The following is an 11,914-nucleotide window of genomic DNA, read 5'->3' as shown; positions in this document are numbered from 1 at the left end:
AGCGTGAGCTAACCCTCCGCTGGCCTGACGCCACCATTGATCGCGGGGTGAATCCAGCGGCGGTTCAGCAAACCCTGTAGCACCGCTGTCCGGTCGCGCACTTCGGCTTCTGCTGCCTTCCACTGGTTGGCCGCTCCCTCGTCGACCGAACGGATTTCATCGATCATCACACGGCACAACTCGCCGCGTTCGCCGAGCGAGCGCAGTGCCTGCTCGATGAAGCGTTCCATCGCAAGGAATTGCGCCGCCATCATCACCTCGATCGTATAGACATGGCCGATATGGCAAGTGAACTGCGTCAACGATCCAAGCTGGCTCTGCCGCAGCGCACCGCCGCAGTCGGGGCAGGTTACCGCAACCGGCTTATGCTGTGTGAACTGACCTGTCATGCCCCTCTCCTGCGCGTCACCGGATGTCTGATTTCTATGCGCCCGGCCGCCGCTGTCGTGATGTGCAGCAACAAGGCGAATCAGCAGCGGGCCAAGCGCGGCGATCTCTTCGACGTGATCGACCACAACGTTATCTATCGCGCTTTGCGGCATGCTTGAGCCGTACGCATTTGCCGGGTTCTGGACGATCGTTGTTCCGCCCTGCGCCTTTACCTCGATCAGGCCGGCAGTGCCGTCGTTGAGCCCGCCGGTCAATACTATGCCGATGACGTCCTGACCGTAGGCACGCGCCGCGCTGCGGAACATCGGATCGATTGCAGGTCGCGCCATATTCTCGCGAGGCCCTCGGGTGAGTACAATTCTGCCTGGTTCGACGACCATATGATGGTCGGGCGGCGCGACGAAGACATGCCCTGCGCGGATCTCTTCACCGTCAACGGCGTGGCTTGCCGTAAGCGTACCGATGCGGCCGAGCAGCCACGGTAACTCGCTTTTGTGCGCCCCGATGTGCAGCGTTACAAATAGCGCAGCATCAAGTTCACGAGGGAGCGCAGCAACGATTGTGCGAAGTGCGTCGACACCACCAGCAGACGCGCCAATTACAATAATCGTACCGGGAGGAGACATTCGTCATCCTTTGGCGCTGAAGACCGGAAGCGGTTGCATCGTGCGCGCGGACAATGTGCTCCAACAACGCCCAGCTCGTCGTTACGGTGCCTTCGGATGGTCATTACACTCCGTTCTTTAAGCCAACGGAACGAAAGCAGCGACGCCGCTATCCCGAAAACGACGTCGGCGTGGAACTGCGATAGTCGAGGCTTGTTTCTTCTCTTTCACGCGCATGGACACTTGTGCGACAAAGGTGATTGACAATGGTCGAACTCTGGGGCGGTCTCGAGTGCACCGTCAATCGCATTGACGATTGCTTTTTTGACCAGGCAAGTCGCGGCAACCGCCGCACAGAACCGCTGGATTTCACGCCATTTTCGCGTCTCGGGATCAAGGCCATTCGTCTTCCGGTGCTATGGGAGACAACAGCGGCGCGCCCCGAACATCTTGAAGTGGTCGACACTCACATGGCGGCACTGCAGCGCCTTGGCATGCGACCGATCGTAGGACTGGTTCACCACGGCAGCGGCCCTGCTGGGACCGATCTCCTCGATGCTGACTTCGCCACCGGCCTTGCAGAACATGCCGCCGTCGTCGCGCGCCGCTATCCGCATGTGCACGACTGGACCCCTGTCAACGAGCCGCTTACCACCGCGCGTTTTAGTTGCCTCTACGGCCATTGGTACCCTCATCGTCACGACGAGGCGGCCCTGTGGCTTGCCCTGCTTAACCAGATTGACGCGACACGCCTGGCAATGCGCTCGATCCGTGCGGTCAACCCGCAAGCGCGACTGATCCAGACCGACGACCTGGGCGAAGCCTCTTCGACGCCCGAGATGGCGAAGCAGAGGGATTTCGAGAACCACCGTCGGTGGTTGACCTGGGATCTACTCGCCGGATTGGTCGTCCCTGGCCATCCGCTTTGGTCGCGCATCGCCGAGCATGGCCATGCCAACCAGTTGCAGAAGATTGCCTATGACCCGTGCCCGGCCGATGTCATCGGCATCAACCATTACCTTTGCAGCAATCGCTACCTCACCCACCGTTGCGACCTGCACCCCGACATTGTGCCCGCCAGCGATGGTGTTCCCTGTACCAACCTCGACGCCGTACGCACCGTCGAATCTACGATCGACCTCGCAGGGCTCCTGAGACAGGCCTGGCATCGGTATGGCACCACGCTTGCCGTTACCGAGTGTCACAACGGCTCGACCCGCGACGAGCAGATGCGCTGGTTTTACCAAGGTTGGCGGGCGGCGAGCGCAGTGGCATCAGAAGGTATCCCCGTTGAGGCCGTAACTGCTTGGTCACTGCTCGGCGCCTTCGATTGGAACAGCCTGCTGACCCGCGACGACGGTCATTACGAACCGGGAGTCTTCGACGTTCGCAGCACGCCGCCGCGGCCGACCGCCATGGCAGGGTTGTTGCAAGCGCTCGCGCACGGTGCCGATCCGCCGCTGTCGGAAATCGTCGAAGCTGCAGGATGGTGGCAGCGACCGGAACGGATGTTACCGAGCTATGCCGCGTCGACACCCGCGCCACCTTTGGCGGGACGGCCAATCCTGATTATCGGCGCCACCGGCACCTTGGCCCGCGCGATCGCGGGGCAATGCCAGGTGCGCGGCCTTGCCCATCTCATGACCGATCGAAACCTGCTAACCTTGACCGACCCGGTCTCGGTAGCAGCCGCACTCGATCGCTTCGCGCCCTGGGCGATTATAAACTGCGCCGGGCTTGTCGACATCGACCGGGCGGAGCGTGATCCACGCCTGTGTCGCCAGGTAAACGCCATTGGTCCGCAAACGCTTGCCCGCGCCGCCACGGAACGCGGCATCCGGCTCGTGCATATCTCGTCGGACCAGGTATTCGACGGCCGCGCCGGCGCACCTTATCACGAGCGCGACCGGACGCGCGCCGTCAATGCCTATGGCCGCGCCAAGGCTGAGTCCGAGCGCCGCGTCCGCCTGGCTTGTCCCGATGCGCTAATCGTGCGCACGGCAGCATTCTTTTCGCCGCATGACCCACATAATTTCGCGGTCCATGCGTTGGACACACTCGCACGCGGGCAGCCATTCCCCGCAGCCGCCGACCAGATCGTGTCTCCGACCTATGTGCCCGACCTGGTCACAACGCTGCTCGACCTGCTGATCGACGGCGAGAACGGCATCTGGCACCTCGCCAGTGCCGGCGGAATGGACTGGGCGGAATTTGCCGGTGCGCTGGCCGAAGCGAGCGGCCTACAGCGCCGCCTCGTCCGTCGCGCCAACGGCGGCGCGCTCGGCCAGCTGGCGCCGCGGCCGGCCGATGCGCGGCTGACGAGTTGCCGAGGGTTGGTGATGCCGGCGCTCGCGTCGGCGATCGAACGATTTAGCGCCACCTACCGGCCGGCAGCGTCCCGCACGGCACCGGCCAATTAAGATCGAGGAACCGCAAGTTCGGCACATGGCTGCGGTCGGGTCAGCGCAACCGAAAGGTTCGACCCCATCCCGCTGACTCTTAGCAACGCCGCCGAAGTCCAGTCAGTTCGCCAGGCGGTCTTCGCGCATGGAGAGCCTCGCAACGACGCCTTCCGACGCCCAGTCATAAGCGATCGTACCGCCGAGCCCGGCCATGCTGCGCTGGACCAGCTTGCTGCCAAAACCCTCTCCATCGGATGGTTTTGCCGTCGCTGGCCCCCCACGCTCGGTCCAGACTACGACAACATCCGAGTTGTTGGTCGAGCACTGAATGTCGATCGATCCGTCCGGCGATGATAGTGACCCGTATTTCAACGAGTTGGTAGCAAGCTCGTGAACGACGAGCGCCAAAGTTGTCGCTGCATTCTGTCCGACGCTCATGCGAGGCACCGCTACGCGGACGCGTTCGAGCGCTGCACCCATATCGTCGTAAGGCGCCAGCAGAACCGTAAACAGATCGCCGAGAAGAGCGGCGCCACCGCCTGCTCCTGGCAAAGGCCGAACAAGATCGTGCGCACGCCCTAGCGCGGTCAACCGCCGCGTCAGGTCGCCCGCCATCTCCGCGGCAGTGGTCGTTGAGCGGGAGGTGATTGTTGTCAGACCCGATGCGATGGCCAGAAGGTTCTTGACGCGGTGGCTCATTTCGCCGGCAAGCAGCTCATGATTCTCTTCCGCCTGCTTGCGCTCCGTTATGTCGAGAAAAACCCCGAACATGACGCGATTTCTAATTTCTTCGTCGTTGCCGTGACCGCGCGCTGAAATCCACCGCAGTTCATCGTCACGGGTAATCCGAAAATCCATCTCGTAGCTCCCCGGCATGGACCGGGTCGCCGCGAACGCTTGGCGGACGCGGTCACGATCCGCTGGATGGATGCGCGCCGACAACTCTTCGAATGTCACCTGTTCGCAACTTGGTACACCCCAAAGGCTGAATGCCCGCTCGCACATCGTCAACCGATCGTCATCGACATTCCAAGACCAGAGCGCCACGTCTGCAGCATCGATCGCGGCTTGCAGCTGTCTCATGCCCCAACCCGAAGGCAACGTGCTAGCTTGCGTCATGCTCCGGGCCTCATCTGAACTCCCAGAACCCATTTGCTGGCAGGAGGATGCAATCCCCAAGTTACCTGACGTCCGGAAGGTGTGTCTCAGGCGCGGCAGTCGATAGCTGCATCAGGGCCGCCTGCAGTACGACGGGGTTATACGGCTTGGCGAAGAATAATGCACCATCCGGAATTTGGTCCGCGTCAGGCGTATGCTCGCCGCTGACGATCACAAGGCCGACGGCAGGCTTTTGCTGGCGGGTCCGGACGGCAAGCTGCAAGCCATTCATCGACCCAGGCATCTGTATGTCAGTGAAAACGATACTGATGTCGTCGTGTGTTTCAAGGAGCAAGATCGCTTCGTCCGCACTGGCCGCCTCGCGGACAGCAAAGCCCAGGTCGTCGACGATATCAGCCGCCATCATCCTGAGGAGGACATCGTCCTCAACGATCAGTACAGTGCAGGTGCAACGGGGACCATCGTACACCTCCGACGCGGACGCGTTCATTCGAGGGACCATCTACAGACCTTTGCGTGAACCGGGGCTGTCGGCACCGGCGCCCATCCATGCGTTCAGCCTTCCCCTAACGCCTTGGAAACAGAATTGATCCTTGATCGTGATCGGACTGTGCTGTTCTCGGCGCCTGCCCCTTGCAAATGTCGCCACCTCGATGTGAACGGCACCAATGCTGGCTACTCAACATGCTGATATAGCTTACGTCGCTTGTATATGATTGAACCGACCGAGGGGGGGCGTAAACCACTGGAGCCGGCCTCCGCATGCTGCCGTTCGTTCGTGCTTGTGACAAATAAGAAAGCCTGGAGGCATCTTGTATTCATCGCCGCTAGGCATGAACCCGATCGCTTCCCAGACGCGTTTACAACCGGAGGAACTTGCGCCGGGGTACGTGGCACTCGCTTTGGGAGAGTTGCGCTACACCGACGGCAGCGTCTTTTGTTAGCGACGGGCACAATCTAGAGCGGGCACGCTCGCTCCACGACGTCATGGCGATCGTTTGCCAAAAGGCAGCCTTGAGGAAAGGTTAGTCAGATGGATGTTACAGTAACGGCAGCAGTCAAACGGATCGCGTGTGTGCTGGCAGGCGAGCGATTTTGATCGATTGGCTCCGCGGAGATGGCCGGCGCGGCCTACCATGCGTGCGTTGATAATTACTCGCGACTTTTTCGGAAGCCTGAAGCAAGCCGTCCGAGACCTGTACGGCGCGACGGCCGTTGCGGACATTCCGGCAGGGCGGACCAGGGCCGGCTCAATGTTTGCGACGGACAGAACGTCTCCCGACCCGGCAGCGACAGGTGAGCCACCGGGATTTGCGCTGACGACGTCAGGGCCCGTTCACCGCGTTGAATATGTGAGCAACGGCTATCGGCGGCTTTTCAACGACGCTGGTGCGCTGGGCGGACCTTTGGCGGAAGCCTGCCCTGCAATTTCGGGCAAGGATTGGGCAGAATTGTTCGACCGGGCGCACCTGGCCGGTGAGCGACAAAGCGCGCGGAGGCTGCCGGCAGGGTTCGCCGGGGACAACCCGACGTTCGTCATTGATGTGGTTTGCGTTCCACTGTTTGAGACTGGTGGCGGAGTCGGCGGCGTGTTTTGCCAGGCCTTCAACGTGGTCGCCCGCGGCGAAGATACTTCGGCGGACTCCGGTTAAGGGCGACTAAGGCCGAATATCGACTCGCTCAATATCGGATTGTGGGTCGTTAAAGACGGTCACGGCGCACTCCAATTGGCTGGCCCGGGTAAAGGGGATGTTCGGCATATCTGACACGTTAGCACCGGCCGATCGCGACCGACGCGAACTTTGCAACATCGACTTGCGGACTATTGGCGAGGATAACGGCGTCATGCGCCGGGTGGCGGCTAAGAGACATTGCCATTTCACGAAGCCGATAGGTGCGTTCGATGTAAGCGGTGTTCTGACCCCATCTTGCTGGTGGGTGCATAACCCGCGGGTCCTGCTGATCCCCGGGGCTGGCGGCGCTGAAGCTATGACGATGCGATGTGACGATGCTAGCGTGATCGACGGTCGCGCGGCGCGCAATAGCGCTTTCACCAGTACGCGGCGGCGCCGGATTGGTCCGACGAAGACAAGGCGCGGATCGTTGCCGAGAACTATCGGCGGCCGCTTGGACCTCGAGGTCCTCGAGCCGCAGCTCGAGCTGTTCGACCGTCCTGGTCAGCCGTTCCGATAACTGGAAGCGACGCTCGCCGCATGTCCTCAGAACGTGAAGCGCACACCGGCTTCGACAGCGTGGATCTTCAAGCCATCGAGACGAACAGGACCGAACAGCGGCACGTCATTAACTGTCACCCCGGGTGTGGCGAAATACCGGTATCCAAGCGTCAGGCTGGCCTTTTCCGCCACGGAAACACCAACGCCGGCCATCAGCTGCCAGGCAAATCCGGTGCGGTCGCCGCTGATCGGGCCGAAGCTGCCGACCGGCCCACCGGACGGCAGACCGACGGCAGCGACATTCGAAGCGCGAAAGCGAGAGATTCCGACGCCTCCACCGACATAGGGCTGCAGCGGTCCGATATTGAATGCCGGGTCGAAATAGGCATTCGCCATCGCGCTGAGCGCCGACGCATTGCCGGTGCCGGGCAGCTCAAGGCCGAAACCGCTGGCGCCATCGACGCTGCTGCGACGGTAGCTCCCCTCGAGTTCGGCCCGGATCGGGCCGAGTCCGGTCCCTACGGCAAGGGTGAAGGCATAGCCGTTCTTCAAATTACCACTGATCCCTGCATCGGATTCCAGGTCCTTTGGAAATGTCAGTCCGCCGGTAGCGGCGACATAGGGTGCCACCTGAGCATTCGCCACGCCACCGTAAAGACAAGCCGCCGAAACGATAGTCGTTGCGGCTGCAGCGTAAGACATCTTCATCAATTTGCTCCCAGAATATTGTCGAGGATATTGTTTTCGACAACGGCGTTAGCGATTACTCAGTTCCCGGCTATTCGATGAATAATGTCGGTGTGACCAATGCGGCACAGGGGGCCGCTGCCGAACTATGCGTGCGTTCCGGAAGGTCCCGCACGTACTGAAGCTTGGTGGCCTGAACCGCGGCGCCCCGAACTGACAACGAAGCGCCGAGGGTGGAGCCGGCGCCCTGCGGAGCTTCTGTCAAAATACGGATGACAGACATAACCGCTTTCGGCGCTTACAGGTTCATGGGGCTGGCGCTGTTGAGCGCGTCGTCTGTCGCCGAGGCCGGACCGATGATGGCCAAGGTGCACGCCTGAACTGCAGGCCGTGACGTGCACCCCTGATTGGTACCTTTCAGAAGTAGAGCCCTTTGCTTTGATGGCTGACAGCGACGTGTCGGCCACCAGCGCCAGGCACTCCCGCGTGAAGTCGTCGACGACGCACAGGATGCGGAACCGCCGGCCGCATGCAAAGGCGTCAGATACGAAGTCGAGCGACCAACGCTGGTACGGCCCCTGCGGCACCGTCATTGGCGCCCTAGTCCCCAGCGCCCGCTTGCGGCCGCCGCGGCGGCGCACCTTCAACCGTTGCTACGCAGCGGCAGGAAGATCTGGTTCAAGCTCGAAAGGCCAATACGCGTTGCGAGACGGCAATCAACCCCCTGCTTGAACTCATCGAAGAAGGCCTAATGTCGGCCAAGGATCCGATCTTTGCGAAACGTCTTGCGGACCAGCGGGGCAAAAAAGCTGAGCTTGACGCAACGATTGCCGGGCTCGACGCCAAATTTCGGGGACATGATCGTCCGCAAGCTACAAGGCGATGACCCGGTTTCTGCGAAAAGCCTATGTCCGTTTGCTTGTCGACAAGGTCGAAGTGACCACCACGGAAATCCGTATCCTCTGGTCCAAGGCGGCACTCGAACATGCCGTCCTCGACAATCGGATAGCCACCGGGCAAGTGCCCAGTTTTACCGAGATTGGTGCCCCTGGCCGGACTCGAACCAGCACGGATTTCTCCATCCGATTTTGAGTCGGACGCGTCTACCATTTCACCACAGGGGCATCGGCTCCGCGACTAGCGCATCGGCGCATCGTCTTCAACTGCTGCCATTCCATGAAGGCGGTGAAAGACCGTTCGTTAACAGAAAGCTTCCCGGACGTGCGGGAGCGATGCCGAAATGTCACGCACATAACAAAAATGTCATGGAACAGCCGTTGCGGCAATTTGGTGCTTCGCGGCGGCCTGCCCCCACATTTAGCATTGCGGCATCATCAACAACGCAATTGAGGGGGCTCTCATGCGTACCATCATCCTGTCCAGCGCTTCGGCGCTGGCGCTTCTTGCTGCGGCTGCAAGTGCGCAGACTGTGGCGCCGGCGGCGCCTCCGGCCACGACGACTGCCGCGGCAGAGGCTGCCGACGAAGGGCTGGTCATCGTCACCGGGTCTCGCATCGCCCGCGCCGGCCTCGATTCGGCCGTACCGGTCACGACGCTCACCCGCGCCGAGCTGACCATCAACGGCGAAGTCAACATCGGCGACCAGCTGTCGCAGCTGCCGGCCTTCCGCGTCACCTCGGGCTCGCAGAATTCGGGCGGCGCCATCGGTACCGCCGGCCTCAACATCCTTGATCTGCGCGGGCAGGGCACGGCGCGCACGCTGGTGCTGCAGAACGGTCGCCGCCATGTCACGTCGCAGCCGGGCACCAGCACCGTCGACACCAGCACCATCCCCAATGCGCTGGTCGAGCGGGTCGACATCGTCACCGGCGCCAACTCCGCCGTCTATGGTTCGGATGCAATCGCCGGCGTCGTCAACTTCATCACCAAGAAGGATTTCGACGGCATCGCCCTCGACGGCCAGACCGGCCTGTCGTCGCGCGGCGACCGCCCGACCTATTTCCTCAGCGGCACCTACGGCAAGAACTTCAACGACGGCCGCGGCAACATCGCCGTCAACGTCGAATATTCGCAGCAGAACCCGCTCTACTACAGCCAGCGCGAGGATTTCGCCGGCGCCCTCGGCGGCCGTTCGCAGTTCCAGCTGACCCAGGACACGTCGGTAACCGGCCCCGGCCGCACCCCCGAGCCGGCGGCGGGCGACGGCATTTTCGACACGACGTTTATCCGTAACGTCAACAACATCGGCATCACCACCGGTGGTGCCATCACGTCCGCCTGCCCGGCGCCCACGCCCACCAACGCGGCCCGTGTCGCGCTCAACTGCTCGGGCCTGTTCACCAGCACCGGTGCCCAGCTCGGCAACGTCTTTGCGTTTCTGCCCGACGGCACGCTGGTCAAGAACGTCGTCACCACGGACTTCCGTCCCTTCGGCTCGGGCAACGCCGTCGGCGGCCTCGGTTCGACCCTGCGCGAAGTCGGCCAGCTGTCGACCGGCACCACCCGCTATGCCGGCAACATCCTCGCCCGCTATGAATTCGACCCGGCCTTCACCGTGTTCGCCGAGGCGAAGTACGTGATGACCCAGTCGCAGCAGGAAGGCCAGCCGACCTTCTCGTCGGGCGCGCTCAACCCGACCTTCAGCATCAACAACCCGTTCCTGACGGCGCAGGCGCGCAGCACGCTCGTCACCCTGCTCGCCCCCGGCGCCACCGGTTTCGCGCTGCAGCGCTTCAACATCGATTTCGCCGGCCGCGGCGAGGACCACAGCCGCGACCTCTATCGCATCGTCCTGGGCGTCGAAGGCACCTTCAACGACACCTGGCGCTATGAAGTCGCCGCCAACTATGGCCACGTCGACACCTATTACGAAACCCGCGGCAACGTGAACCTCGCCAAGTTCACCAACTCGGTCAACGCGGTGCGCAACACCGCCGGCAACATCGTCTGCGGCATCAACAACGATGCGATCGCCACCAACGACGACGCCGCCTGCGTGCCCGTCAACCTGTTCGGCCTGGGCGCGCCGAGCGCCGAGGCGCTGAACTATTTCCTCTACACCTCGTCGCGCAAGCAGCGCTCCGACCAGCTCGATTTCACCGCCTTTGTCTCGGGTGACACCGAAAAATGGTTCAGCCTGCCCGGCGGCCCGGTGGCCTTCTCGGTCGGCGGCGAATATCGCCGCGAAACGAGCTTCTCGGCCTTCGACGCCTTCACGCGCGGTGGCGGCACGTTCCTGAACTCCATCGCCGATTTCGCGCCGCCGCCGCTGGAGGTGAAGGAAGCCTATGGTGAACTTCGCCTGCCGCTCGTCAAGGACGTGTTCCTGCTGCGCGAACTGACCCTCGAAGGCGCGGCGCGCATCTCGGACTACAACACCGGCAACACCGGATCGACCTTTGCCTGGAACGCCGGCGTGACCTGGTCCCCGGTGCAGGACCTGCGCTTCCGCGCCGGCTATGGTCGCGCCGTTCGTGCCCCGACCCAGTTCAACCTGTTCGCATCGCAGAGCCAGACCTTCCTCAACGGCCTTGTCGATCCCTGCGGCCAGCAGAACATCAACAGCAACCCCAATCGCGCCGCGAACTGCGCCGCCGGCGGTGTGCCGACGACCCAGACCTTCAACGGCATCACCGAACCCTTCACCAACCGTCCGGCATCGGGCATCTCGGGCCTCAACGGCGGCAATCCGCTGCTCGATGAGGAAGTGTCGAACAGCTACACCATCGGCGGCGTCTTCACGCCGCGCTTTGCCCCGGGCCTGGTGCTGACGGTCGATTACTACAACATCGAGTTGAAGAACGCGATCAACACGGTGCTGGCGCAGACGGTCATCAACCAGTGCTACGACAGCCCCGATGGCATCGACAACAGCTTCTGCCGCGCCCTCACGCGCAACCCCAATGGTACCTTTGCCGGCCAGCAAAACGTCCTCCACGCCGGCAGCCAGGTCGACTTCCCCGCCACCGGCTCGTCGTTCACCCAGGGTCCGTTCAACTATGCCCGGCAGAAGACCTCGGGCATCGATTTCGACCTGACCTACAACACGACCTTCGGTGCCGACTGGCGCTTCGGCACCCGCGCCATCGTGTCGTACCTGATCGAGCGCAACGAATTCACCTCGATCACCGAACCCGGTCGCATCACCCAGGAAAAGCAGACGCTGGGCGATCCGGAATGGCAGGGCCAGCTCCGCCTCAACCTGGGCTACAAGGCGTTCGATGCCAGCGTGAACATCCGCTACATCGGCAAGATGACGGTCGCCGCCGGCTTCGATGCGCAGAACAGCGTCCAGGGCCGCCCGCCGACCAACGCCGACCAGTTCCCGCGCGTCTTCTACCCGAACGCCGCCTATGCCGATTTCCGGTTCCAGTACGAGCTGACCCCGGGCAAGCGGATCTACGTCGGCGTCGACAATGCCTTCGACAAGCTGCCGCCGTTCGACCTGCTGGGGCTGACCGACAGCGCCATCTACAGCAACACCGGCCGCTTCTTTTATGGCGGCTTCTCGGTCAGATACTGATCGTTCGCCGCACGACAGTGGTGGCAAGGGGCCGGTCGCAAGACCGGCCCCTTC

General features: G+C 62.4%; 7 protein-coding genes, 1 tRNA gene and 1 pseudogene. 3 read left to right on the top strand and 6 right to left on the bottom strand.

Annotation, left to right across the window (positions count from 1 at the left end):
- Positions 1 to 8: 8 nt before the first annotated feature.
- A complete protein-coding gene (locus ACP7AI_RS01405; RefSeq protein WP_426163253.1) occupies positions 9 to 1,016 on the bottom strand; it encodes a chemotaxis protein CheB in 1,008 nt (335 codons plus the stop codon).
- A 245-nt stretch (positions 1,017 to 1,261) separates the two neighbouring features.
- On the opposite strand from ACP7AI_RS01405, the gene ACP7AI_RS01400 reads away from it, so the two are divergent.
- Positions 1,262 to 3,415, top strand: coding sequence for a family 1 glycosylhydrolase (locus tag ACP7AI_RS01400; RefSeq protein ID WP_426163251.1), 2,154 nt, complete (start codon positions 1,262 to 1,264; stop codon positions 3,413 to 3,415).
- 102 nt (positions 3,416 to 3,517) lie between these two features.
- Here the strand turns inward: ACP7AI_RS01400 and ACP7AI_RS01395 are convergent, their stop codons facing one another.
- Entirely contained in the window at positions 3,518 to 4,480 is a 963-nt protein-coding gene (locus ACP7AI_RS01395; RefSeq protein WP_426163248.1) for a sensor histidine kinase, read from the bottom strand.
- Between the two features lie 97 nt (positions 4,481 to 4,577).
- The gene (locus ACP7AI_RS01390; RefSeq protein WP_426163246.1) at positions 4,578 to 5,006 is read right to left on the bottom strand and encodes a response regulator; all 429 of its coding nucleotides are present in this window, start codon (positions 5,004 to 5,006) and stop codon (positions 4,578 to 4,580) included.
- A gap of 862 nt (positions 5,007 to 5,868) precedes the next feature.
- On the opposite strand from ACP7AI_RS01390, the gene ACP7AI_RS01385 reads away from it, so the two are divergent.
- A complete protein-coding gene (locus ACP7AI_RS01385) occupies positions 5,869 to 6,168 on the top strand; it encodes a hypothetical protein (RefSeq protein WP_426163244.1) in 300 nt (99 codons plus the stop codon).
- Between the two features lie 567 nt (positions 6,169 to 6,735).
- Here ACP7AI_RS01385 and ACP7AI_RS01380 read toward each other — a convergent pair.
- From ACP7AI_RS01380 to ACP7AI_RS01370, 3 genes and pseudogenes are all read right to left on the bottom strand, one after another.
- Positions 6,736 to 7,398: an outer membrane protein gene (locus tag ACP7AI_RS01380; protein WP_426163242.1), complete on the bottom strand. Its 663-nt coding sequence runs from the start codon at positions 7,396 to 7,398 to the stop codon at positions 6,736 to 6,738.
- A gap of 416 nt (positions 7,399 to 7,814) precedes the next feature.
- Positions 7,815 to 8,024 (bottom strand): annotated as a pseudogene (locus ACP7AI_RS01375) (IS3 family transposase); the annotation flags it as partial.
- Positions 8,025 to 8,417: 393 nt separating this feature from the next.
- Positions 8,418 to 8,501: transfer RNA gene (locus tag ACP7AI_RS01370), tRNA-Leu, on the bottom strand.
- 236 nt (positions 8,502 to 8,737) lie between these two features.
- Here ACP7AI_RS01370 and ACP7AI_RS01365 point away from each other — a divergent pair.
- Positions 8,738 to 11,860: a TonB-dependent receptor domain-containing protein gene (locus tag ACP7AI_RS01365; RefSeq protein WP_426163240.1), complete on the top strand. Its 3,123-nt coding sequence runs from the start codon at positions 8,738 to 8,740 to the stop codon at positions 11,858 to 11,860.
- Positions 11,861 to 11,914: the final 54 nt, after the last annotated feature.

Origin of the sequence: Sandarakinorhabdus sp. DWP1-3-1 (genome assembly GCF_049896705.1) — a bacterium.
Classification (GTDB): Bacteria; Pseudomonadota; Alphaproteobacteria; order Sphingomonadales; family Sphingomonadaceae; genus Sandarakinorhabdus.
The sequence above is the reverse complement of the archived record's forward strand: the minus strand, read 5'-3'. Positions and strand labels throughout refer to the sequence as shown.